Consider the following 24,930-nt stretch of genomic DNA (forward strand, 5'->3'; position numbering starts at 1 on the left):
GTTTTACTATTTCCCGAAAGCCATCAGCTTCGTATAACTTCCAATATAAAGCGTTCCGTCCTCAGCAAGCTGCGGAGATGACACGACGTTGCTGTCGGTTTGATAGCTCCATAATTCATTGCCGTTTGCGTCTGCCACATAAACCTTCATATCATCTGACCCGAAATAAACCGTTCCCTTCGCGTCAATCAGCGGCGCCGTTCTGACAGGACCGTCTGTATAGAATGACCAGTTCATATCCCCGTTTTTGCTGATGGAAAACAGCTCGCCGCTTCCTGAGCCGATGTAGATATTGCCATTATGATCAATCGCAGGCGATGAACTTGAGAACCCGTTCAGCGGGAATGTCCATTTTAAGCTGCCTGTTGACGTATACGCATACAGCTGTCCGTCTTGGTTGCCAGCATAAACGGTGCCATCCTTATCAATCACCGGATATCCTTTAAACGCATTTGACGTCGTTCTGGACCATTTCACCTGTCCGGTTCCGGAATTGATCGCATAAAACACGTTATTGTATGTGCCGACATACACGGTGCCGTTTGAGGCAAGCACCGGCACAGAGCTGACGACACCATTTGTTTTCAACTTCCAGCGCTCTGTCCAGGTTGATTTTGACGTCGGTTTGATCGCATGAACATAATTATCAAGTGTTGAGAAATACAACGTCCCGTCTGAACCGATCACCGTTTCAGAGCTTGGCCCGCCGCTTAACGGAACCGTTGTTAAAATTTCTCCAGTTTCTTTGTCAATAAAATAAATCTTTTTGTCATAGGAAGCCAAATAGATAACGCCGTTGGTCCCAAGTACAGGAGATTGCGTATATGTTTTTCCAAGATTCCCGGTCACCCATTTGACTGAGCCGTCTGGATTAAAGGCTTTCATTTCCCCATCTCTGGAATGAAGATATACTGTGCCGTCTCCGTCAATCACAGCCCCCGCTCCATTTTGCGGAGTCGTTCTGATGTCGTTTTGCCATTTCAGCGTCCCGTCTGTATTTCCGGCGAACCGGCTTTCGCGTGACCAGTTAAACATGGCAGGCGCCATCGCTTGTACATCATATCTTCCTGTCAAAAAGCCGGATGCTCCATTATTTTGAGAAAACACCGTTTCCGCCGCATAAGCAGCTGTCGGCTGAAACACTTTGGCAGCGGGCACATCAGAAACAGCGCCGGCCGAAACAGCCGCCGCCACCGCAGCTCCCGCAATCAAAGCTTTCATACGAAATGACTTGACCATCATTGAGACCCCCATTATATGTAACTTCTAATTTGTGACCATCATAACATATTCACCCATTTTATAAATCTATTTCACAAAAACATCATAAACTAGAAAACTATGTAAGAGTATTCACGGACGTTTTTTCAGCACCCTGCCGAAATGCAGCCACAAACCAAATGACATTGACAGCAGCCGCAGCGAGACTAACTCCCAAAACAAAGATCAACTCAGAAAGCAGATGGTCACTAAAGAAACTAAACATCAAGATAAAACCGGCCGAAGACAAATGAATCAAAAGCCCGAAGCCGCAAAGCACCGCCATGACATACCTCATTGCATCGACTCCGAGCATATAAACGAGAAATGGAATGAAATACAAGACAAGGATCATACCGACAGCTGACCACATGCCAGCTGAATTAAACTGATTGGCCGCCGCTCCCGTTCCGGCCAGCGGCGAAAGTGAAGCCGCCACAATCACGGCGCAAAAAAGAAACGCAGAAATGGTTGTCATGATCGCCACGCTATTTTTTTTAGACATCAAACTCCTCCTTTAATAGAAATATTAACCTTTTTTATTATAAGTAAGTTGAATGTTATATTCATTATATTTTTTTAAAAAATCCAGAACATACACAAATGATGTGATTCTTTCTAGTATATTTATATAGTAAAAAACAGAGGATAAAAGACTCATTTTTCTGTAATATCAGGATTTTATCACCATACCATATTGCATGTACTTCTTTTTCAAAGTATACTATTCCAGATTCATTCAAAGGAGAGAGAAAAATACATGGAAAAACCAGCAGGATTTTGGATTCGTTTTTTAGCTTATTTTATTGATGGCATTATTGTATCTGTTCCTAGTTATATTATTCTATTTATAATCAATTCTGTTTTTGTAGCTGGGGCTGTGGCAACAAACCCTTACATGACGGAAGAAGAGTATTTAGTGAAATACATGACGCTTGCATTTTTGCCTACAATGCTGATCATGATCATCATCAGTGTGTTATATTACGGGCTGCTCACAGCTTCTAAAATGCAAGGCACACTTGGCAAAAAAATTCTTGGCCTGAAAGTGGTCAATGAACAAGGTGAACGGGTTTCTGTCGGACAGGCAATTGGCCGTTACTTTGCCTATATCTTATCAGGAATCATCTTTTATATTGGATTTATCATGATCGCCTTTGGAGAGAAAAAAGGCCTGCATGACATCATTTGCAAAACACGTGTCGTGTATAAATAATAGAAAAAAGTCTAGACGCCAATAGGCATCTAGACTTTTGTTTTCTTTACAATAGGCTGCCACGACAGATACGTAGCGCTTCTCCATAGCCACTCAAACGGCCCCATCCGAAAAACACGAAGCCAAAGGTGGCTGAAGACCATTTGAACGGTACAAACAGCAATTGTAATGAGCACACCGGCAGCAGGGTACACTTTTCCATACAGGCCCAAGCCGTAATGATAAAAAATCCAAGTACATACAATAGACTGCATCAGATAATTGGTAAATGCCATCCTCCCAACAGCGGAGAATGATTGCAGCACTGTTCTCACTCTTGTTTTATGATAAAGATAGACAACCGTTGTAACATAGAAAAACATGAGGAAAGGCGCGCCAATCAGCAAACATATTTCTTTATCCGTTACACTGTACAGCACCTGGGCGCCGATGCCGATGACAAGCCCAGCCATCCATAATCGTTTTAATCCTTTGCGATGCTTTTCCGGTTCGTGCAAATACCGAGATTTTGCTGCCGCAGCTCCCAGCAAAAACATGCTGAAATATGGAATGGATGCAAAGAAGAAGTTGAGCGGATTATACGTAAGCATGCCATTCGAAGACATGTAAACAAGACGGTCGTGGATCCGCTGTTCTGCAATGTCCCTCAGGCTACCGCTTCCATAAACATGAATCGCTTGTTTTGCCTGCTGTGTTACCGCTTGTACCCATTCCTGTCCGTTTGATTGATCAAAACTTGTCAACATGAACGGAATGGAAAACAGAAAATACAAAGAGACCGCCCATATCAGCAGTGTTTTCGGCTTTGCTTTTCGAAACAAGAGCAGGACAAAACCGAGCAGGGCATATTCTGTTAAAATATCCCCGTCCCATATCAAAAACGCATGAATCGTTCCAAACAAGAGAAGCGCCATCAACCTTCTCACATATAACGGAACAAACCGTTTCCCTTTGTTTTCTGCTCTCTCCATCATGACAACCATGCCAAATCCAAATAAAAAGGAAAACAATAAAATACATTTTGTTTGAATGAAGAATTTCAGTATGTCTGCGGCGGCAAAATCAGCTTCAGACCACTTATCCATGAAAAAATTCTCTTTTCCAAGCATAGACAAATACATATCCGGATAACTGAAATGTGCCAGATTGACAAATAAGATGCCGAAAATCGCCATTCCTCTCAGCACATCAAGCACACCGATCCGCTCATTTGTTAGAGTCGGCTGTAATGAAGACATAGCCATCACGCTCCTTTTTTCTGTACCTTAAGGGTATGAAAAAATGAAGCGCGGAAACATCGATTTAGGTGTCAGGCCGGCATGAAAACCTTACAATCTTGTCATCTTTATGGTTTCATCACCTTTAAATCTAATGCGTCGATATTCTGCAAAACGCGATCAAAGCGCAAAGCCTGAGGCTCACATGGGAAGATGTGGCCTTCATACGGGTCGCCTAACGTCCGGAAAAACGGTTCAAATAAACCAGGAACCAATACGCCCACCATCTTTGTATAGTGAGAATCAAGGCGATAGGAGTGAACGGTATTTGCAGGGACATGCAGGAAATCTCCCGGATTCAGCTGAATTTCCTGGCCATCTGCCCACATCGTCATCTGACCTTCAAGGCAATAAAATGTTTCTGTATGATGTTCATGGTAGTGATCAACGATTCGGTCACCTTTAGGGCCTTCAGATGATACGACGATAAACTGGCCATCTGTATTTTTTTGTGCAGCCACAATGCGGTGAAGCTGATCTCCAGTCAACAGGCGATCTCCTTCTCCAGATTCAAGAACGTATGGAACGGCTCCATCTGGCAGCTCTGTAAGTTCCGCTAATTTGGCCGAACATGCAGGCTTTCCTTCATCTAGAAATACAATGTCCGCTACAGCGGCTGCTTCTGCAAATCGCTCGTTTGAGACTTCTTCGCTTGCGTTCGGCGGATGTTCAGCGTGATCATACGGATTCCCAATAACGGAATACAAGTGCGCTACGTTTCCTTTCATCGTGTAAGATACCAGTCTTGTTCTGTGGCTCTGCATCCGGTAGCTGTGCGGTGTTCCCGCCGGAATGTTCGCATAATCACCTGATATTAATAAATAGCGTTCACCATCAAGTGTCAGCTCAAGCTTCCCGTCCAAAACGAGAATCCCTTCATGTGTGTCATTGTGGACATGAAGCGGAAAGGCATCTCCTTTTCCCCCGGAAAGAAGCACGATCTCAAATAAATCACCTGTGCTCCTCCCATTCGCCATCACCGTGGCAACCTGTCTGCCGAACAGATAGCGCTCGCCTTCTCCGCTCCGGAGCAAATAAGGCATTTTTTCTTTAGGCAATGAATGTGTACATAATGTTTTCATATTATCGCTTCCTCCAATTTAGACCAGTCTATATAATGTATTGTATCTGACTAGACCGTTCTATATAATTGTAGGAGAAAGGATAACAAAATGCTACCCTTTTTTTCTCACCAGCACTGGTATTTGTTCGGCAATGAGAAGAAGGGGCGTTTTGTCTTTATTCGTTAACGAAAGCATGATGCCGCCCTCAATCATCGAATTAATCAGCGTTCCAAGCTGATTTGCTTCTTCTTCTGCAAATCCGTTTTCCATTAATTTTCTGGCAAAAACCGCTTCCCAGCTTTTAAACACCTTCATGCAAACCGTCCGCAGCGGTTCACTGATTAACGCTGTCTCACTCGCCAGCAAACCGACTGGAATACCTTTAATGCTTTCTGTGTTGTCAAATTGGCTGGCTGTTTTTTTGATAAAAAGCTGAATCGCTTCAACAGGATCAGAGGATTCATCCATGCTTTTCTGTATCACATGTTCAACGATCTTACCTGTATATGTAACCGCTTCAATTGCTAATTCTTCTTTGCCATTCGGAAAAAAGTGATAAAGCGATCCCTTAGGAGCACCGCTTTCTTTTACAATCTGGTTCAAACCTGTCGCGTGATATCCTTGCAGCTGGAACAGACGTGACGCCGTGTGAAGGATTTTTTCACGTGAATCTCCTCTGCTAGTCATTAAAACATTCCCTCCTAGGTATGGTAGAGCGACTTATATAATATAAAAAAGAACCCTGTGATTGTCAAAAGGGGTAAGACCCTTCCGGATGGGGTAAATGTACAAAAACAGCGTCTAGGAGGGATCTCTCAATGACAATCGATCATTCAGTCACGAATACAGAACAGCTTGAACGACAAAACCCCGCCATAAAAACAAAGCTCAAACTGAAAAAGCTTAAGGATCAGGTGATCGTCATTACCGGCGCTTCAAGCGGAATCGGACTTGTCACGGCACGTATGGCATCAGAAAAAGGCGCAAAGGTCGTGGCAGCAGCGCGAAATGAAGACGCGCTGAAGGAGCTCACTGATGAACTTAAGGAAAAAGGGCACGACGCCATATGGGTAAAGGCGGATGTCGGAAAAGAAGAGGACGTCAACCGCATCGCAGAAACCGCGATCAACACATTCGGCCACTTTGACACATGGGTCAACAATGCGGCCGTCTCGACTTTCGGACATGCCATGGACGTCACCGTCGAAGACATGAAGCGCATGTTCGACACAAATTTCTGGGGACCTGTTTACGGAACAAGAGCGGCTGTCAAACACTACACCGGCAAGGGTGTGCCGGGCGCACTCATTAATGTAGGAAGCCTGTTCGGAGACAGGGGAACAGTCATTCAATCCACATATGCGTCTGCCAAATTTGCGCTTCACGGCTGGACGGAAAGCATCCGAATGGAGCTCGAAAAGGAACAGGCGCCCGTGTCGGTAACGCTCATCCACCCCGGCAGAATTGACACACCTTATAACGAGCATGCGCACAGCTACCTCGACAAACAGCCGGCTCATTACCGCTCCATGATCTATCCGCCGGAAGCGGTCGCCGAAGCTATCCTGTTTGCCGCCGAACACCCTAAGCGCGACATGTACATCGGCTCACAGGCCAAAGCCATCGCCATGCTGGGCGCGCTTTTCCCTCGTCTGACCGACAGACTGATGGAAAAAATCATGTATCACAGCCAGCATGCCGAAAGACCGTCCAAACCGCGAGAAGAAAGCGCTCTTTATGATGCGGGCTGCGGTATGCATGACAGAGGCACAAATAAAGGATGGATGCGGTCTAGAAGCTATTACACGAAAGCAACGAAGCGCCCCATTGTATCGGCGGCTGTTGTTGCCGGACTAGTGGCTTGGGCTGCCGCCAAACGATGCAGATAATCTCTGACCATAAGAAAAACCCATGCTGTTCCAGCGGAACCATGGGTTTTTAGCTGTTAATCGATAAAAGCCTTGTTCATACGCTGCAGCAGCTCGCCGAACATCTCTTTTTCCTGTGTTGACCATTCTTTCAGCATCTGTTCATAACGTTCAAGGCGCTTTTGCTGATCGGCTTTTAATAGTTGTTTGCCGAGTTTTGTAATGGTAAACAGGCTGACTCTCCCATCAGATGGGTCTGAGAAGCGATAGATGAGCTCCTTTGCCTCTAATGCAGCTGCTTGTCTTGAAAGAGTAGAAATATCAAGCTTAAACGATTCTGCCAATTCCTTAACACGAGCAGGCCCAAACTCATCCAATTGTCTCAGTAATAAGTATGAAGATCTCTCCAAATTCCCTGTTCTTTTCTCTGATTGATCCAGATAAACAGCTCTCCTGATAAAAGTCGTCAGCTCATATTCAATTAATTCAACTGGATTTTGATTTTGCAATCGCTCTCGCTCCCTATTCCAATCTCCGGCATTGACAACACCATATATACTTGTATAATACAAATGTACATTAACTGAATAAATACAAGTCGTTATATGACTAAATCAATCATTATACTTGTATAGTACAATCATATAAAAAGAAAGTAAAGCGATTCCTCAGAACCATCCTAGAAGCAAGCACCAGAAAGGAGGAAGCTGTTCTGATTGGAGAGCAGCACTTGATGTGAAAGTCATACGAATTATCTTGCAAGTGTTGATATTATATGTATTTTTTATGATCGGGGAAGCCATTCAGCATCTGTTTCATTTACCCGTGTCAGGAAGCATCGTTGGATTGGTATTGCTTCTGATCTGCTTGGGCCTCCGTATTGTTCCCGTCTCCATCATTGAAGACGGAGCAGGGTTTTTATTATCCTTCCTACCATTGTTGTTCATCCCGGCAATGACAGGAGTGATAAACTACCCGTCTCTTATTTCATTCAATGGGCTGATGCTGCTGATTACAGTCGTTCTCAGCACCATCGTCACGATCATTGCGGCTGGATTCGCCAGCCAGCTATTAGAGAAAAAAGCAAAAAAACGGGAGGAGAAAGAGAAATGCAGCAAGCATGTATCGCGATCATTATAATTCTTTTAACAGTTGCCGCTTATTTAGCGATGGTCAAACTCTATAAGCGATTCCCGCTTCCATTTCTTATCCCTGTTCTGACAACGACCATTTTGATTGTAGCGGTTTTGATGATGTTTCATGTTTCCTATGAAGGCTATATGATCGGGGGGAAATGGATCAATTCTTTGCTTGGGCCGGCTGTCGTGGCACTGGCCTATCCGCTTTATAAACAATGGCATATCATTGTCAAACATTGTGTTCCTATTTTAGGAGGCGTCCTGGTCGGATTATGCATGGGAATGATCAGCGGGCTGATCTTCGCAGAAGCATTCGGGATTGATCATGATCTCTTATTATCCATTCTGCCAAAGTCGATCACAACCCCTGTCGCTATTCAGATCGCCGCCGGTCTTGGCGGCGTCCCTTCCATGACAGTCGTATTTGTCATGATTGCGGGCTTCTCAGGCGTCATTCTCGGGCCGCTTTTCCTAAAATGGCTTCGCATACGCAGTTCCCTTGGACAAGGCATTGCATTAGGCAGCGCCTCCCACGCACTGGGTACCTCCAAAGCATTGGAATATGGAGAACTGGCCGTCTCCATGAGTTCCGTCTCCATGACGCTTTGTGCGGTGCTCGGCTCATTCTTCGGCCCACTCGTCGTCTGGCTGTTTCATATTTAACAAAGAAAGACTGCCCCGGGTGAGGGCAGTCTTTTTCGTTTAAGAAGCAAAAAAATCAACCAGCGGCTGAAAGTCCTTAGATAAATCAACGTCATTCGGTTCTGCTTGAAGCAGGCGGTCAATCATACGCTCCAGCTCCTCAACATCATTCTTATCCGTATACTCAATGAAGTTTAAGCTTTCAAGCCAATCCCGATATGAATGTTTGGCTTTGCCATAGCTGTTTCCAAAGACAAGGCAAGGTGTTTTGGTGATAATCGAGAAAATCATCGCGTGAAGGCGGTCGGTAATCACCAATTTACTGGAGCCGATGCGGTCTAGCATCTCCATAAAATGCTTTTCACGGTCGGCGTAGTCGATGGTGTCGACCGTATCCAGCACCGTATCGGTACGCTCTGTGCAAGTTGTTTTTTCTGCCCATTTCTTCATCTGTGACATAAAATCTTCGTCAGTCACTTTCTCCTTATCCGCTCTTAAAATAAAGAGAACGCCGTCCCGCTCGAGCTCTCGCGGCACAATATCCAAGGAAAGCACCATGTCCGGTGTAAAGATCACATTGGAGTTGAAGGTCTCTTTCACAACATCCAGTGTTTGCGTCTCACGCGCAGCAATCGTTAAATTTGTATTTTGATGGTACGCATCCTGTGTTTTTTTCTTTTCCTTCTGTCCTTCCTCTGTATCCTCAAAATAAACGGATTGTGGCAGAGAAATTGATTTGTAATCTTTAAACGCCGAAAAGACCTTTCTTCTGTCTTCCTCAATATCGAGATAAAGGTTTCCTAAATTCCCTCCGCCTGTAAAGCAGACAATATCGTCTTCACGAATGATCTCCTTCACCAGTTCAATGCCCTCATCCGTCGCATAATCCATAATCTCAATGTATTCATAATACGGAAAATGATTTTTGATAAATTTCTCTTCCGCATACGCAATCGCTTGGTCGCCAATGTTTGTGTAACTAGGGGAACCAAACAAAAATACTTTTCGTTTATCATTTAACAGAGCTTCCGGCTCCACATTTGGCGCAATGCCTTTTACTAGTTTTTTGCCTTTGATTTCTTGTACAGTCATATCTGCGTCCTCCTTCTGGGATGAATTCCTCATTGTGTGTTAACTGTCTCTACCCAAAAAGAAGGATGGCTATGCATTGGCATGTGCATCGGCTATATCAGAAACATCGTTTTCGCCAATTTGATAGACGCAGCAATGTCCCGCGCCGTTCTTTCCATATATTCTGCGGCATGTTCAAACGCGTCTTCTAGAGTCACGGCTCCGGGAACGATGCTGAAAAGCGCATCGATTCCGTGCTGGTAGACGGCATCACTGTCTCGGGATATTGATCCCGCAATGCCGATGACGGGCACATCGTATGATTTAGCCGCCTTGGCTACGCCAATCGGCGTTTTTCCATGAACCGTTTGGCTGTCGATCCGTCCCTCGCCGGTTATTACAAGATCTGCATCCTGAACGATATTTTCAAAATCAACCGCTTCAAGGACAATATCAATGCCTCTTTTCAGGTCAGCCTGAAGATAAGTCAGCAGGCTCCATCCAAGACCGCCCGCTGCACCGGCGCCCTCTGTATCTCGGAAGGTTGATCCGAGCTCTTTTTCTGCCATATCAGCGAAATGGCTTAAGTTCTTGTCTAGTACATCCAGCATGTCGGCCGTCGCGCCTTTTTGCGGCCCGAAAACAGCCGTAGCACCCTTTGGTCCTGTTAACGGATTGTCCACGTCACAGGCAACTTCCAGTTTGACATTCCGCAATCTGTGATCAAGCCCGCTGACATCTATTGATGCAAGCTGAGATAATACGCCGCCCCCTGGGCCAATCTCGCTGCCTGAGTTATCAAGAAGCCTTCCGCCCAATGCCTGAATCATCCCGGCTCCCCCGTCGTTCGTGGCGCTTCCGCCGATTCCGATGATCAACCGCTTCGCTCCCGCATCAAGAGCTGCTCCGATTAATTCTCCCGTTCCCTTTGTTGTAGTGATGAGCGGATTTCGCTTATCAACAGGCACCAGATGCAGCCCAGAAGCAGCAGCCATTTCAATCACAGCTGTTCTCCCATCTCCCATCATGCCAAAGAAAGCTCTCACCGGTTCCCCCAGCGGCCCTGTGACAACTTGCTCTGTGATCCTTCCGTTGGTCGCATCGACCAGAGATTGAACGGTTCCCTCGCCGCCGTCCGCCACCGGCAATTTTCTGTAATCAGCACCCGGAAAGACCGATTTGAAACCTCTTTCTATCGCTTCGGCTGCCTCCAGAGCTGATAAGCTTTCCTTAAAAGAATCAGGTGCAATGATGATTTTCATCCAAATCGCCTCTTTCAAAACATGATTCACTTATGCTAGTTATCTCCAATGTACCATATTCCATTTAGAAATAAATACCATAATGATTGGGAAAAATTTTATTAAAAATTAGAAATGAAAGTGTTTGCATAAAAGAAATATTCACGTTATCATACTTGTATACAAGTATACTCCTTGAGTGAGGAAGGTGAGTGTATGCTAGACTCCAAAGACCTGTTGTATCCCGCAAAATGGCTCTCAAAAGCGTCAACCGGGGTTCGTGTCGCATACGAGCTGAGAATGCGGATCGTTTCAGGCCTGATTGAAAGCGGTACCATTTTATCAGAAAATACAATCGCCGCCGAGTTTTCAGTAAGCCGTTCGCCGGTTCGCGAAGCGCTAAAAATACTCGCATCCGAAAAAATCATCCGCTTAGAACGAATGGGAGCGGTCGTAATTGGTTTAACTGAGAAGAAAATCGCGGAAATTTATGATGTGCGTTTACTATTAGAAACATTTGTCTTTGAGCGGCTTGTCAAAATAGACATTGAGCCTTTAGTTAAGGATCTCAGCAAAATTCTTGAAATGATGAAAGTCTCAATCAAATATGAGGACGCTGACGAATTTTCATTTCAAGATGTGCTGTTCCATGAAACCATTATCCGAGCGATTGATCATTCATACATTCAGATGATCTGGAACAATCTAAAACCCGTCATGGAAAGCTTTATTCTTTTATCGATGCGGGTACGGTTAAAGGAAAAGTATGAAGACTTCACAAGGATCTTAGATAACCACGAGCTTTATATTCAAGCCATCAAAACAAAGGATAGGGCGCTGATGATTCAGTCTCTTCACCAAAACTTTGATGATGTGCAGGATAAGGTAGAAGACCTATGGCTCTCACAACAAATGCTGGCAAAAGGAGCTGAATACAACAATGACTAGTTATATGTTAGGAATCGATATCGGCACGACAAGCACAAAAGCTGTGCTGTTCAGTGAAAACGGGGATGTGGTACAGAAAGAAAGCATCGGCTACCCGCTCTATACACCGGACATCTCAACAGCTGAACAAAATCCGGAAGAGATTTTTCAGGCAGTCATCCATACAACAGCGAGAATTACAAAACAGCATCCCGAAAAACAAATCTCATTCATTTCGTTCAGCAGCGCCATGCACAGCGTCATTGCAATCGACGAAAATGACAAGCCGCTGACGCCGTGCATCACATGGGCCGACAACCGAAGTGAAGGCTGGGCGCATAAGATCAAAGAGGAATTGAACGGACATGAGGTGTACAAACGGACGGGAACACCAATTCATCCGATGGCACCGTTAAGTAAAATTGCCTGGATCACGAATGAACGGAAAGAAATCGCTTCCAAGGCAAAAAAATATATCGGCATCAAAGAGTACATTTTTAAACAGCTGTTCAATGAGTATGTCATCGATTACTCATTGGCATCAGCGACAGGCATGATGAACCTGAAGGGCTTGGATTGGGACGAAGAGGCACTGCGCATCGCAGGCATCACGCCGGATCACTTATCCAAACTCGTGCCGACAACACAGATCTTTCAGCACTGCAGCCCGGAAATAGCGATCCAAATGGGAATCGATCCGGAAACGCCTTTTGTCATCGGGGCCAGCGACGGCGTGCTGTCCAACCTCGGCGTCAACGCCATTAAAAAGGGCGAAATCGCCGTCACCATCGGTACAAGCGGTGCCATCCGGACGATTATTGACAAGCCGCAAACCGATGAAAAAGGGAGAATTTTTTGCTATGCCTTGACGGACAAGCATTGGGTTATTGGGGGACCTGTGAACAATGGGGGCATCGTCCTTCGCTGGATCAGAGACGAGTTTGCCTCCTCCGAAATCGAAACAGCGACACGGCTGGGCATTGATCCATATGACGTGCTGACGAAAATTGCCCAACGCGTCAGACCCGGTTCTGACGGTCTGCTGTTCCACCCATATCTCGCCGGAGAACGCGCTCCGTTGTGGAATCCGGATGTACGCGGCTCATTTTTCGGCCTGACCATGTCGCATAAGAAAGAGCATATGATACGCGCGGCATTGGAAGGCGTCATTTACAACCTGTACACTGTGTTCTTGGCGTTAACTGAATGCATGGATGGCCCGGTAACCCGCATCCAAGCGACAGGGGGATTTGCAAGGTCAGAGGTTTGGCGCCAAATGATGTCGGATATCTTCGAATCAGAGGTTGTCGTTCCGGAAAGCTACGAAAGCTCATGTCTCGGCGCCTGCATTTTAGGCCTGTATGCAACAGGAAAAATTGACTCTTTCGACGCCGTGTCCGACATGATCGGCAGCACATACAGACATACGCCGATCGAAGACTCAGCCAAGGAATACAGAACATTAATGCCGATTTTCATCAATCTATCAAGATTATTAGAAAATCAATATACACAAATTGCAGATTATCAGAGGGGCTTAATCACACACAAATAGCACATGACATGAAGGGGAGGGCATTACCATGCCGTTAATCATCGTTGCACTTGGGATCTTAGCATTACTATTTCTGATTATGGGCTTAAAATTAAACACATTTATTTCCCTGCTGGTCGTATCGTTCGGCGTGGCACTGGCACTCGGGATGCCGTTCGATAAAGTTGTCAGCTCCATCGAAGCAGGAATAGGGGGGACTCTTGGCCACATCGCGCTCATCTTCGGACTCGGTGCGATGCTGGGCAAGCTGATCGCGGATTCAGGAGGCGCACAGCGCATTGCGATGACGCTCGTCAACAAATTCGGTGAGAAAAATATTCAATGGGCCGTTGTCATTGCTTCATTCATTATTGGGATTGCGTTATTTTTTGAAGTAGGACTGGTTCTATTAATTCCGATTGTCTTTGCGATTTCAAGAGAATTGAAGATTTCTATTTTATTTCTCGGAATCCCGATGGTCGCGGCACTATCCGTCACACACGGTTTCCTGCCGCCGCACCCGGGACCTACGGCGATCGCCGGTGAGTATGGCGCAAACATTGGAGAAGTGCTGCTGTACGGCTTTATCGTTGCTGTTCCGACAGTGCTCATCGCAGGGCCGTTATTTACAAAGTTCGCGAAAAAAATCGTTCCTGCATCATTTGCGAAAAACGGCAATATTGCATCACTCGGCACACAAAAAACGTTTAACCTTGAAGAAACACCTGGCTTTGGAATCAGTGTCTTTACCGCAATGCTCCCGATTATCATCATGTCGGTCGCGACCATTATCGACCTGCTTCAAGAAACAATCGGGTTTGCAGATAACGGAGTTTTAGCTTTTATCAGATTGATTGGAAACGCATCGACTGCTATGATTATTTCGTTATTGGTCGCAGTCTATACAATGGGCATCAAGCGCAACATTCCAGTCAAAACCGTGATGGATTCTTGTTCAACTGCCATTTCACAAATCGGCATGATGCTTTTGATCATCGGAGGAGGCGGCGCCTTCAAACAAGTGCTGATCAACGGCGGTGTCGGCGATTACGTAGCAGACTTATTCAAAGAAACGGCTTTATCGCCAATCATTCTGGCATGGCTCATCGCGGCGATCCTGCGCATTTCTCTAGGATCAGCGACTGTTGCCGCACTAAGCACAACAGGTCTGGTCATCCCGTTATTGGGCCATTCTGATGTTAACCTGGCGTTAGTCGTGCTCGCAACAGGCGCCGGAAGTGTTATCGCTTCACACGTCAATGACGCCGGCTTCTGGATGTTCAAGGAATACTTCGGATTAAGCATGAAAGAAACATTTGCCACATGGACTTTGCTGGAAACCATTATTTCCGTTGCTGGACTGGGATTCATTTTATTGTTAAGTTTAGTTGTATGAAATTAAGAAGGAGCTGTAACACATGTTCAATACGATTGGTGTCATAGGCTTAGGCGTAATGGGAAGCAACATCGCCTTAAACATGGCAAATAAAGGTGAAAACGTCGCTGTCTATAATTACACCAGAGATTTAACGGACCAGCTTGTCCAAAAGCTGGATGGACAATCTCTCAGCCCGTATTACGAGCTTGAGGACTTTGTTCAATCGTTAGAAAAACCAAGAAAAATCTTTTTGATGGTCACAGCGGGAAAACCCGTAGATTCCGTCATCCAATCATTAAAGCCTTTGCTTGAAGAAGGCGACGTCATCATGGACGGAGGAAACTCCCACTATGAAGACACAGAAAGAAGATATGACGAGCTGAAGGAAAAAGGGATCGGCTACCTGGGAGTCGGCATTTCCGGCGGTGAAGTCGGCGCATTAACAGGGCCTTCCATCATGCCGGGCGGAGATCGCGACGTCTATGAGAAAGCCGCTCCTATCCTGACGAAAATCGCAGCCCAAGTCGGAGATGACCCTTGCTGTGTCTATATCGGACCAAAAGGGGCAGGGCACTTTACAAAAATGGTGCACAACGGCATTGAGTATGCCGATATGCAGCTGATTGCAGAAGCGTATACGTTTCTAAGAGAAACGCTTCGTCTGCCGCTCGATGAAATTGCATCTATTTTTGAAACATGGAATCAAGGTGAGCTGAAAAGCTATTTAATAGAGATTACAGCTGAGATTTTACGCAAAAAAGACGAAAAAACAGGACAGCCTCTGATCGATGTCATCCTTGATAAAACTGGACAAAAAGGCACTGGGAAATGGACGAGCATGCAGGCGATTGATAATGGCATCCCGTCCACGATCATCACAGAGTCCTTGTTCGCCCGCTACTTGTCATCCTTAAAAGAAGAACGGATGGCAGCTCAAGACGTATTAGCAGGCCCGGAAGCCGAAGAAAAACACTTGGATAAAGACACCTGGATTGAATACGTCAGACAGGCTCTTTACATGGGGAAAGTATGCGCCTATGCACAAGGCTTTGCCCAATATAAGATGTCATCTGAGCTTTACGGCTGGAATCTGCCGCTCAAAGACATTGCCTTGATTTTCCGAGGCGGCTGCATCATCCGCGCTGATTTCCTAAACGTGATCAGCGAAGCATTCAGTGAGCAGCCAAATCTGGCTAACCTGCTGATCGCGCCTTATTTCACAGATAAGCTCCATGCCTATCAAACAGGCCTGCGAAAAGTCGTTTGCGAGGGTATCAGCACCGGAATCTCTTTCCCATGCTTAACTACCGCGCTCTCTTATTACGACGGCTACCGCACAGGGCGTTCCAATGCGAACCTCTTGCAGGCGCAGCGCGATTACTTTGGCGCTCACACGTACGAACGGACTGATATGGACGGCGTTTTCCATACGAATTGGTCTGAATAACCTATCATCAAAAACACGGTCAGTTTCAACTGAACCGTGTTTTTTTCTTCTATCCCAAACAACAGAAGACATAAGTTATGTTTTAAATATCATAAACAGTGATACAATATTAGCTAGAAACAATCCCCAAGATGATCATGTGACAGCATGCCTGCTATTCCGTTCTATTCTGCTTTTGGCCATTGTTCTTTGCCCTTTCCCATGGTGTCATAAAATGTTCAAATGCCAAAACGGCCTGTCATTCTGATTTACAAAAGTCCCTGAAAACCTTGTCTAATTGAGAATCAACCCATATCAATCATCTCATCTGTTATAAAAGAAATACCTAAATCCTACCTGTCATACCTTAAACAAGTTGAAAAAAAGTAGGTTATCGCTTGACAAAAAATATATATTAATTAATAATTCATATATAATTAGAATTATTATTGAAAGCGAATATGCTTTCTAATACATTTTTAGGAGGAATATACATTATGTCTTTAATCGGTAAAGAAGTACTTCCATTCGAAGCAAAAGCATTCAAAAACGGTGAATTCATCGATGTAACAAACGAAGATTTGAAAGGCCAATGGAGCGTATTCTGCTTCTACCCAGCAGATTTCTCTTTCGTATGCCCAACTGAGCTTGAAGATCTTCAAGAACAATATGCTGCTCTTAAAGAATTAGGTGTTGAAGTATACTCTGTTTCTACAGATACTCACTTCGTACACAAAGGCTGGCATGACAGCTCTGAAAAAATCAGCAAAATCACTTACGCAATGATCGGTGACCCATCTCAAACAATCTCTCGCAACTTCGATGTTCTTGACGAAGAAACTGGTCTTGCTGACCGCGGAACATTCATCATCGATCCAGACGGCGTCATCCAAACTGTAGAAATCAATGCAGGCGGTATCGGCCGTGACGCAAGCAACCTTGTAAACAAAGTAAAAGCAGCTCAATACGTTCGTCAAAACCCAGGTGAAGTTTGCCCGGCTAAATGGGAAGAAGGCGGCGAAACTCTTACACCTAGCCTTGATCTAGTAGGTAAAATCTAAGGAGTGCATTCAATTGGTACTTGATGCAAACATCAAAGCACAATTAAATCAATATATGCAGCTAATTGAGAATGATATTGTTCTCAAAGTTAGCGCAGGCGAAGATGACACTTCTAAGGACATGCTGGCTCTCGTTGATGAGCTGGCTTCCATGTCATCGAAAATTTCAGTTGAAAAAGCTGAATTAAACAGAACGCCAAGCTTCAGTGTCAATCGTGTCGGAGAAGACACTGGCGTGACTTTCGCCGGTATCCCTCTGGGCCACGAATTCACATCATTAGTGTTGGCGCTGCTCCAAGTGAGCGGCAGACCGCCTAAAGTAGACCAAAAAGTCATTGATCAGGTGAAGAAGATCAGTGGTGAATACCACTTCGAATCTTATATCAGCCTGACATGCCACAACTGTCCTGATGTTGTACAGGCTTTAAACATGATGAGCGTGCTGAACCCGAACATTACGCACACGATGATTGACGGTGCAGCATACAAAGCAGAAGTTGAAAGCAAAAACATCATGGCAGTGCCGACCGTTTACTTGAATGGCGAATCCTTCGGAAGCGGCCGTATGACGCTTGAAGAAATTCTTGCGAAAATGGGCAGCGGCACAGATGCATCTGAGTTTGCTGACAAAGAACCGTTTGACGTTCTTGTTGTCGGAGGCGGACCTGCTGGTGCAAGTGCAGCGATCTACACTGCACGTAAAGGCATCCGCACTGGTGTTGTGGCTGAGCGCTTCGGCGGACAGGTGCTCGACACCATGAGCATCGAAAACTTCATCAGCGTCAAAGCGACGGAAGGACCGAAGCTAGCGGCAAGTCTTGAAGAGCATGTGAAGGAATATGATATTGATGTCATGAACCTTCAGCGTGCGAAACGCCTTGAGAAAAAAGATCTGTTCGAACTTGAACTCGAAAACGGCGCTGTCCTGAAAAGTAAAACAGTGATCCTTTCAACAGGTGCACGCTGGCGCAATGTCAACGTACCTGGTGAACAAGAGTTCAAAAACAAAGGTGTCGCATACTGCCCGCACTGTGATGGGCCATTGTTTGAAGGCAAAGACGTTGCGGTAATCGGCGGCGGAAACTCTGGTATCGAAGCAGCGATTGATCTTGCAGGTATTGTCAATCACGTTACTGTGCTAGAATTCGCGCCGGAACTGAAAGCAGACGAAGTCCTGCAAAAACGTCTCTACAGCCTGCCTAACGTTACTGTCGTGAAAAACGCACAAACAAAAGAAATCACAGGTGATCAGAGTGTTAACGGCATCACATATGTAGACCGCGAAACAGGCGAAGAAAAACACGTTGAACTTCAAGGTGTATTCGTCCAAATCGGTCTCGTGCCAAACACAGAATGGTTAGAAGGAACGGTTGAACGCAACCGCATCGGCGAAATCATTGTCGACAAACACGGCGCGACAAGCGTACCAGGCTTATTTGCTGCCGGCGACTGCACAGACAGTGCGTACAACCAAATTATTATTTCTATGGGATCAGGTGCAACTGCCGCCCTCGGCGCGTTTGATTACCTAATCCGTAACTGATATAAGAAAGCCGCAATTGCCAGATTGGCAGCATTGCGGCTTTCTTTTTTATTCCAAAAATATTGCAAGTTTTATACAACTGTAATATAGTTGTAATGTTAGTGAATGGTCACTTCACACTCAGCATATTTGCTGTTTTTAAAGCGATACGCACTGATTTTCTATTTAACGTGCCCTGATACTTTTTGACCTTTTTTTTCAGATCTTTAATGGTTTTTTCCTTTTTGGCATTTTCTAATGCCATCAGCGCTTCCCAGCGTTTCGCTGTTTCTGTGGAACTGCAGCCGCTAACTGTAGTCACAGGCGGAAGAAGCTTCGTGTTAGATAGTTTTTCGTCAAAAGGAACGGTATCAGGAATCGCTTTCTCTTTATAAATATGGTCTAATTCATTTTGATTCAAGAAGCTGATGAAATGGTCAAAGTTTTGCGCTTGCCGTTTCTCAGGCTGATGAAAATCAAGTGTTTCAATTAATTCTGACAGTTTTGTCCGATCGGTTATCTCATTTGCCATGACATGCGTTAATTGATGGTACTCAGCTAATTCACGCATTCTGGCATCTTTCGGAAGCAACAGGCTCGGTGTACCGGCAATCGTCGCTGCGATATTTCCATGCAGCCTTGCGCCAAAGCTCAAATCGGCTTTTTTCAGGAAATCCAGCCAAGTCGGTACATTTAAAAAGAATCGAACTCTATCATTCTGATAAGCCGGGTCTTCCATGCTGACCGGATAATTATCAGCAGGCTTCGCTAGCGCAGGCGCACCCGCATATGTCAGAATCATTTCTTTTCGCCATTGCGGGATAAAGTAATGATTCGGGAACTCTTTCATGCTTCTCGTAATGAAGTCCAGCACATGCTTTGGAGACAGCCTTGATGAGTTAACCGTCACCATTGATTCTGGTGTGATATTGGTTTCTCTTATCTTCAGTTCTCTGCCAAACGCATACATAGAAGGACACCCAATCACCGTATGGTCAATGCCTTCACGGAAGCCTAATCTGGAAAGGTATTTCGCTGTAATTTCACCGCGGACACCGATCATATTTGATCTCTCCAGCACAGCACTTACAAACGCCTTTACATCCTCATCAAAAGGAAAACCTTCATTTAATTTTGGCTCAAACGGAGCCCGCAAACCAACACCAATCACAACAACCGGAATGGTTAGTTTCTTAATTAATTGGGTATATTTCCGTAAAGAAGGCACGAAATCCTCGCGGAATGCATCTGCCAGCGGAATAATATACATATCATAATTTTTATTAATTTGTTCAGCATCCGCTGGATTAATCCGATAATAATCAGGAGTAATCGTCGTTCCTTCTGTCATCAGCGTGCGAAACACACTGTAGGCATATACTAGGTTTCCTACATTGCCGCCAATGGAGTTACGAACAATCATTTCAGCTGCATTAAATGTATCAAATGGTGATATGCCAGCTCTTATTAAAATGTTTTTCAATGTGATGTTGCCCCTTCCTCGCCAAATTTTTGTCAGGAGATTTGCTTAGGGAACTCTATCATGATCTTAAAATCTTCAGCCGGACACCCGCTTTCATCCCTTTTTACTCACAAACGCTCTCCCTTTCTTCCGTTCTAATATTAAATTATACAAAAAAGGATCTTACAGGTGAAATCATAACATAACAATCAGCGCTAGTAATCTATTCCCATTACTGGATATCGGGTCTGGTCATGCCAAAAACCCGAACCAGGCACTACGGTAAATGTGCTCGATTCGGGCCAGCTTCTTATAGTTCCTCGCCATTCGTTTGAATGACATTTTTGTACCACTCAAAGGAGTCTTTCTTATATCGTTTCATGGATCCGTTTCCTTCATTGTCACGATCAACATAGATCATGCCGTAGCGTTTTTTCATTTCGCCAGTTGTAAAGGAGACAATATCAATAATGCCCCACGGCGTGTAGCCAATTAAATCAACACCGTCGTACGTGACCGCTTTTTCCAATGCTTCAATATGCGATTTTAAATATTGAATGCGTTCCGGATCATGAACCTTTCCGTCCTCCTCCAGCGTATCCACTGCGCCAAAGCCATTTTCAACGATGAATAACGGGATTTGGTATCGGTCATAAAAACGATTTAATGTATATCTCAGCCCGGTTGGATCAATCGCCCATCCCCAGTCACTCGAAGTGATGTACGGATTTTCGACACCATTCGGCAAGCCGCCATTTACAATATCGCCAGTGTTATCATTTTTCACATCACTTTTCACAGTTGTTGACATGTAATAGCTGAAGCCTAAGTAATCAACGGTTCCGTTTCTTAAAATCTCATCATCGCCTTCTTCGAATGTGATGTTGTAGCCTTCGCGTTCAAATTCCTTCAACGCGTAGCTTGGATAATAACCGCGAACCTGTACATCAGGGAAGAAATAGCGCTGCCTCATTTCTTCTTCAGCCAGCATCACATCTTCAGGATTGGAGGAGAAAGGATAAATCGGCACGTGTGATACCATAGCCCCGATTTTGAACTCTGGATTGATGTCTTTTCCTTTTGCCACTGCTAATGCGCTCGCCACTAATTCATGGTGCGCTGTTTGATACATGACCTCCTTGGCGTTTTCATTTTCTTCGACCACAACACCTGAATTCGTCCATAGGAACAACGGATTATTCACATCCATTTGGTTGTTGATCTCGTTAAATGTCATCCAGTACTTCACTTTCTCTTTGTAACGGGTAAAGCAGGCCTCTGCAAAGTTGACGAAGAAGTCCACGACTTTCCGGTTTCTGAAGCCGCCATATTCTCTTGCCAGGTGCAGCGGCATTTCAAAGTGAGACAGCGTAATGACTGGCTCGATCCCATGCTTCAGCAATTCATCAAACACATCATCATAAAACTGCAAACCCGCTTCGTTCGGTTCAGTCTCATCGCCTTTCGGAAAAATCCGGCTCCAGCCGATGGACGTCCGCAGACATTTTAATCCCATTTCCGCAAACAAAGCGATATCTTCCTTGTATCTGTGATAAAAATCAATGGCTTCATGGTTTGGATAAAATTCGTTTTCTTCAATCGTGTCAGTGATTTTTCTCGGTACGCCGTGCGCACCCGCTGTCATCACATCGACGACACTCGGCCCTTTACCGCCTTGATTCCATCCGCCTTCAAATTGGTGGGCAGCTAAAGCACCGCCCCATAAAAAATCCTTCGGCATGTTTCCCATGTTAAATTCCTCCTCAGCTTACGACTGTAAATATTTTTTGATGTAATGCACTTTCTTCAATCTCTTCAATGAAAGCTTATCAAACTCAACAAGCACTTCGCCTTTTTTGACGGTATCGCCTTCTTTTACCTTCAAGGAAAAAGACGTGCCGTCTAATGTCACTCTATCCAGCCCGATGTGCGCAAGCAATTCGACGCCGGACGCTGAACGCAGGCTTTGTAGGCGCCACCATGACAACCGTAATGACGCCGGGATGGTAGCATCGATTTCACGATATCCTTCGCTTTAGGGGTAGACCGCTTCAGCACCAATCGAAGTCTGGTAGCGCAGCGAGAAGCCCCAATCACATTCTCTTCCCCGCCTACGGCCTCTAAAATGTCTTTTGCTAGTCTCGTATAATCTCTCACTTTCCCCGACATTTCACCCACCCCTTCGTTTTGGTTGCGCTTTCATTATAATTGTACCGGTATAATATATCAATACCGAAACAAAATATTTACGCACTAACTATCATTGTAAGCGGTTTATGCTATAATTTTGGCAGTGAAACTAAACGAATAAATGAGGAATGCGTATGTTAAAATACCAGCAAATCGCAGCGGAAATTGAAACATATATAGAAGAACACCAGCTTCAGCAGGGAGACAAACTGCCAGTCCTAGAAACCCTCATGGCCCAGTTTGAAGTCAGCAAAAGCACCATCACAAAGTCCCTCGAGCTATTAGAGCAAAAAGGCGCGATCTTTCAAGTCAGAGGAAGCGGCATTTTTGTCAGAAAACATAAACGAAAAGGCTATATCAGCCTTCTGTCGAATCAGGGATTTAAAAAAGATCTCGAGGATTTCAACGTCACCTCAAAAGTCATCGAACTGGACGTGAGAAAGCCAACACCGGAAGCGGCGGAAAATCTGAACATCGAAATAAACGAAGACATCTACTATGTCAAAAGGGTCCGCTACATCAACGGCCAGACCCTTTGCTACGAAGAGTCTTACTACAACAAATCGATCGTGACGTATTTAAACAACGAAATCGTCTCCCACTCCATCTTCCATTACATCCGGGAAGGACTGGGGTTGAAGATTGGTTTTTCTGATTTGTTTCTGCACGTGGACCAGCTTAATGAGGAGGAAGCGGAATATTTGGGATTAGAGGCTGGACTGCCGAAGCTGTATATAGAAAGTATTTTTCACCTGACAAATGGGCAGCCGTTTGATTACTCGAAGATTTCGTATAATTATGAGCAGTCGCAGTTTGTCGTACAGGCTAATAGTTTTTTATTATAGGGCTGCTTCACTACGGAAGGTGGTCGACATGTACAAAATCATTATCCCTGCAATTCTAGCCATCTTTGCGCTCTGGATACTCTTACAGATTTCACTAGAGATGAGCATCGTTAAGAATCCAATGAACTACTTTATCGTATTCATTATCTTTTTCCTCTTTATCAAGATGGTGAACGAAAAACAATAATAGTTTGGGCGATGCAAACAGAAAAACATCCTTCCATTAACAATCTCAGCCAGTCACATGCATTAATCTTGATGTTAATGATATATAGGTGCACATAAAAAGCTACTTCATTGTGAAGTAGCTTCCTCTATTAAATGCCCATTTTGATCCATCTAGTTTTAGAAAAGCGAAGTATAATCGCATTTATGATAATGATTGAAACTAAATACAAAATAATAAATAAAACATCATTACTCCCAAGTGTCATGTTATCAGATTGCAGCACTCTTTCTATTCGGGGATACATAGTGTTACCTGCCTCAAAAGGAGCAATGAAACCAAACGTTTTATTGCTTATAGCTACTAAGATAACAGAAGTCATCCAATAAACGATACTGACACCTATACTAATTAATATATTAGGACATAATATGCTTATAGTTCCGATAATTAGAATATACTGCAGTATAACTGCAGAAAATAAAAAAAGTAATAATGCAAAATGCGAAAAATCATGGTACATCAACGATATGATTAGCAGGCCTAGCGTTATAAATGCAAAACATTCTAAAAATAAAACAGCTATCTTTTTATAAAAGAAAGTATAGATGTTCTCTCCAATTAATTTGTAAAAGAGAATATTTTTATTTGAATACTCTCTATTAATAAAGAAAGCTATAACAAATGAAAACAACATCAAACCAAACTGGGTCGCAACAGTATAGGAGCTAAAGAAAAACATTTCAGGTGTAACATTGCTGACTTTATCGATTCCAACAAGTAAAAAATAACCCAGCAAAAATAAAAATACAAACATTGCTCCTAAAATAATGATAACTTTGTTGCTAATACTCTTTTTAAACTCTAATTTCATCTCAAGCCCCCACTGTTTTATTACTCATTTATATACACTTCAATTAATTTATCCACTGAATGATATTGTTGAATTTCTTGGTGATTAAATATATAATAATCCCCTTCTATCGCCTTTAAATCAGACAAATCATGTGTAATGTTGATGATAATCTTCTCGGGGTTCTCCTGAATATACTTGTTTAAGAAGCCATGAATCTCTATAACCGTTTTTTTGTCTAATGAATTCGTTATTTCATCTAAAACAATAATATTTTTATCCTCTAATAAGAAACTGAGCAATTTTAATTTTTGCTTTTGTCCATCACTCAAATTTTTGATCAGAACTTTCCCATCAATATTATCCAGATTAAGTAAATGTGCGATTTTATCTATCATTTCTGCATCAAATTTTTTACTCAAAAAGTGTAATAAAAAGTCCTTAGAAACATCATTAGGTATATTCGACGAGCTGGATATTAAAGAAACATTTTGACGAATATCTCTACCAATTCTTTTGCTATTATTCAACAAAAAGTCTTTAGCAAGCTGTGATTTACCGACTCCATTTTTTCCGACAACGTGATTAATTTTCCCGCTCGAAAAATGCAAGTCGGTGTCCTGAAGTAACGTTTTGCCTTTCACTTTTAAAGTGTAATTTGCTATATTCATATACATACTCCTAGGAAATATTTGTATTTTCGAGTCACCTCTTTCGTTTCCGGTTTGGAACTGTAAGAAATGTTTTTCGATGATTAATCTGGATATCTTTTACTCTAGTTTACAATA

The 24,930-nt window shown here is 44.0% G+C and carries 25 protein-coding genes and 1 pseudogene; 12 read left to right on the forward strand and 14 right to left on the reverse strand.

Annotated elements, in window-relative coordinates:
- Nucleotides 1-6 precede the first annotated feature (6 nt).
- Nucleotides 7-1,239: an outer membrane protein assembly factor BamB family protein gene (locus AC0OMU_RS21285; RefSeq protein ID WP_015483935.1), complete on the reverse strand. Its 1,233-nt coding sequence runs from the start codon at nt 1,237-1,239 to the stop codon at nt 7-9.
- A 100-nt stretch (nt 1,240-1,339) separates the two neighbouring features.
- Nucleotides 1,340-1,765, reverse strand: a complete 426-nt coding sequence (locus tag AC0OMU_RS21290) for a DUF5391 family protein (RefSeq protein WP_015483936.1) — start codon at nt 1,763-1,765, stop codon at nt 1,340-1,342.
- A gap of 255 nt (nt 1,766-2,020) precedes the next feature.
- Here AC0OMU_RS21290 and AC0OMU_RS21295 point away from each other — a divergent pair, with 255 nt between their 5' ends.
- Nucleotides 2,021-2,476, forward strand: coding sequence for an RDD family protein (locus AC0OMU_RS21295; protein ID WP_015385132.1), 456 nt, complete (start codon nt 2,021-2,023; stop codon nt 2,474-2,476).
- Nucleotides 2,477-2,505: 29 nt separating this feature from the next.
- Here AC0OMU_RS21295 and AC0OMU_RS21300 read toward each other — a convergent pair whose 3' ends face one another.
- The 3 genes from AC0OMU_RS21300 to yxaF all read right to left on the reverse strand — a co-directional run bounded on the left by AC0OMU_RS21300 (nt 2,506) and on the right by yxaF (nt 5,504).
- Nucleotides 2,506-3,714, reverse strand: coding sequence for a DUF418 domain-containing protein (locus AC0OMU_RS21300; protein ID WP_474241528.1), 1,209 nt, complete (start codon nt 3,712-3,714; stop codon nt 2,506-2,508).
- Between the two features lie 107 nt (nt 3,715-3,821).
- A complete protein-coding gene (qdoI, locus tag AC0OMU_RS21305; RefSeq protein ID WP_322839937.1) occupies nt 3,822-4,835 on the reverse strand; it encodes a quercetin 2,3-dioxygenase in 1,014 nt (337 codons plus the stop codon).
- Nucleotides 4,836-4,928: 93 nt separating this feature from the next.
- A complete protein-coding gene (yxaF, locus tag AC0OMU_RS21310) occupies nt 4,929-5,504 on the reverse strand; it encodes a transcriptional regulator YxaF (protein ID WP_015385135.1) in 576 nt (191 codons plus the stop codon).
- A gap of 131 nt (nt 5,505-5,635) precedes the next feature.
- Here yxaF and AC0OMU_RS21315 point away from each other — a divergent pair, with 131 nt between their 5' ends.
- The gene (locus AC0OMU_RS21315; RefSeq protein ID WP_474241529.1) at nt 5,636-6,706 is read left to right on the forward strand and encodes an SDR family oxidoreductase; all 1,071 of its coding nucleotides are present in this window, start codon (nt 5,636-5,638) and stop codon (nt 6,704-6,706) included.
- A 56-nt stretch (nt 6,707-6,762) separates the two neighbouring features.
- On the opposite strand, the gene AC0OMU_RS21320 is transcribed toward AC0OMU_RS21315, so the two are convergent.
- Nucleotides 6,763-7,194 (reverse strand): MarR family winged helix-turn-helix transcriptional regulator, encoded by a 432-nt coding sequence (locus AC0OMU_RS21320; RefSeq protein WP_003243994.1) that lies wholly within the window; start codon nt 7,192-7,194, stop codon nt 6,763-6,765.
- 226 nt (nt 7,195-7,420) lie between these two features.
- On the opposite strand from AC0OMU_RS21320, the gene AC0OMU_RS21325 reads away from it, so the two are divergent.
- Nucleotides 7,421-7,825: a CidA/LrgA family holin-like protein gene (locus AC0OMU_RS21325; protein WP_009968420.1), complete on the forward strand. Its 405-nt coding sequence runs from the start codon at nt 7,421-7,423 to the stop codon at nt 7,823-7,825.
- Complete coding sequence (locus AC0OMU_RS21330) at nt 7,795-8,487, forward strand: LrgB family protein (protein ID WP_014478506.1); 693 nt, start codon at nt 7,795-7,797, stop codon at nt 8,485-8,487. The genes AC0OMU_RS21325 and AC0OMU_RS21330 overlap by 31 nt, the downstream gene beginning before the upstream one ends.
- Nucleotides 8,488-8,526: 39 nt before the next feature.
- On the opposite strand, the gene AC0OMU_RS21335 is transcribed toward AC0OMU_RS21330, so the two are convergent.
- Both AC0OMU_RS21335 and AC0OMU_RS21340 read right to left on the reverse strand, forming a co-directional pair.
- Complete coding sequence (locus AC0OMU_RS21335) at nt 8,527-9,558, reverse strand: polysaccharide pyruvyl transferase family protein (RefSeq protein WP_047183471.1); 1,032 nt, start codon at nt 9,556-9,558, stop codon at nt 8,527-8,529.
- A 92-nt stretch (nt 9,559-9,650) separates the two neighbouring features.
- Complete coding sequence (locus AC0OMU_RS21340; protein ID WP_474241530.1) at nt 9,651-10,799, reverse strand: glycerate kinase; 1,149 nt, start codon at nt 10,797-10,799, stop codon at nt 9,651-9,653.
- A gap of 195 nt (nt 10,800-10,994) precedes the next feature.
- Here AC0OMU_RS21340 and gntR point away from each other — a divergent pair, with 195 nt between their 5' ends.
- From gntR to ahpF, 6 genes are all read left to right on the forward strand, one after another.
- The gene (gntR, locus tag AC0OMU_RS21345) at nt 10,995-11,726 is read left to right on the forward strand and encodes a gluconate operon transcriptional repressor GntR (protein WP_003243132.1); all 732 of its coding nucleotides are present in this window, start codon (nt 10,995-10,997) and stop codon (nt 11,724-11,726) included.
- The gene (gene gntK, locus AC0OMU_RS21350; protein ID WP_015483939.1) at nt 11,719-13,260 is read left to right on the forward strand and encodes a gluconokinase; all 1,542 of its coding nucleotides are present in this window, start codon (nt 11,719-11,721) and stop codon (nt 13,258-13,260) included. Before gntR ends, gntK begins: the two co-directional genes overlap by 8 nt.
- A 28-nt stretch (nt 13,261-13,288) precedes the next feature.
- Nucleotides 13,289-14,635, forward strand: coding sequence for a gluconate permease GntP (gntP, locus tag AC0OMU_RS21355; RefSeq protein ID WP_024571486.1), 1,347 nt, complete (start codon nt 13,289-13,291; stop codon nt 14,633-14,635).
- A gap of 22 nt (nt 14,636-14,657) precedes the next feature.
- Nucleotides 14,658-16,064: a decarboxylating NADP(+)-dependent phosphogluconate dehydrogenase gene (gnd, locus tag AC0OMU_RS21360; RefSeq protein WP_014478511.1), complete on the forward strand. Its 1,407-nt coding sequence runs from the start codon at nt 14,658-14,660 to the stop codon at nt 16,062-16,064.
- 476 nt (nt 16,065-16,540) lie between these two features.
- Nucleotides 16,541-17,104 (forward strand): alkyl hydroperoxide reductase subunit C, encoded by a 564-nt coding sequence (gene ahpC / locus AC0OMU_RS21365; protein ID WP_003243686.1) that lies wholly within the window; start codon nt 16,541-16,543, stop codon nt 17,102-17,104.
- A gap of 13 nt (nt 17,105-17,117) precedes the next feature.
- Entirely contained in the window at nt 17,118-18,647 is a 1,530-nt protein-coding gene (ahpF, locus tag AC0OMU_RS21370; protein ID WP_038428098.1) for an alkyl hydroperoxide reductase subunit F, read from the forward strand.
- A gap of 109 nt (nt 18,648-18,756) precedes the next feature.
- Here ahpF and AC0OMU_RS21375 read toward each other — a convergent pair whose 3' ends face one another.
- From AC0OMU_RS21375 to AC0OMU_RS21390, 4 genes and pseudogenes are all read right to left on the reverse strand, one after another.
- On the reverse strand, nt 18,757-20,109 hold the full coding sequence (locus AC0OMU_RS21375) for a polysaccharide pyruvyl transferase family protein (protein ID WP_047183473.1): 1,353 nt from the start codon (nt 20,107-20,109) through the stop codon (nt 18,757-18,759).
- Nucleotides 20,110-20,398: 289 nt separating this feature from the next.
- Nucleotides 20,399-21,838, reverse strand: a complete 1,440-nt coding sequence (gene bglA / locus AC0OMU_RS21380) for a 6-phospho-beta-glucosidase BglA (RefSeq protein WP_047183474.1) — start codon at nt 21,836-21,838, stop codon at nt 20,399-20,401.
- Between the two features lie 18 nt (nt 21,839-21,856).
- A complete protein-coding gene (locus tag AC0OMU_RS21385) occupies nt 21,857-22,075 on the reverse strand; it encodes a PTS glucose transporter subunit IIA (protein ID WP_415749593.1) in 219 nt (72 codons plus the stop codon).
- Nucleotides 22,076-22,098: 23 nt separating this feature from the next.
- Nucleotides 22,099-22,257, reverse strand: a pseudogene (locus AC0OMU_RS21390) (PTS transporter subunit EIIB); the annotation flags it as partial.
- Between the two features lie 155 nt (nt 22,258-22,412).
- On the opposite strand from AC0OMU_RS21390, the gene AC0OMU_RS21395 reads away from it, so the two are divergent.
- Nucleotides 22,413-23,123: a GntR family transcriptional regulator gene (locus tag AC0OMU_RS21395; RefSeq protein ID WP_047183475.1), complete on the forward strand. Its 711-nt coding sequence runs from the start codon at nt 22,413-22,415 to the stop codon at nt 23,121-23,123.
- Between the two features lie 28 nt (nt 23,124-23,151).
- The gene (locus tag AC0OMU_RS21400; RefSeq protein WP_047183476.1) at nt 23,152-23,310 is read left to right on the forward strand and encodes a hypothetical protein; all 159 of its coding nucleotides are present in this window, start codon (nt 23,152-23,154) and stop codon (nt 23,308-23,310) included.
- A gap of 130 nt (nt 23,311-23,440) precedes the next feature.
- Here AC0OMU_RS21400 and AC0OMU_RS21405 read toward each other — a convergent pair whose 3' ends face one another.
- Together AC0OMU_RS21405 and AC0OMU_RS21410 are read right to left on the reverse strand one after the other, a co-directional pair.
- Nucleotides 23,441-24,163, reverse strand: a complete 723-nt coding sequence (locus AC0OMU_RS21405; protein ID WP_047183477.1) for a peptide ABC transporter permease — start codon at nt 24,161-24,163, stop codon at nt 23,441-23,443.
- A gap of 20 nt (nt 24,164-24,183) precedes the next feature.
- Nucleotides 24,184-24,813: an ATP-binding cassette domain-containing protein gene (locus tag AC0OMU_RS21410; protein WP_014481448.1), complete on the reverse strand. Its 630-nt coding sequence runs from the start codon at nt 24,811-24,813 to the stop codon at nt 24,184-24,186.
- Nucleotides 24,814-24,930: the final 117 nt, after the last annotated feature.

Source organism: Bacillus sp. FAU18 (assembly GCF_056033885.1).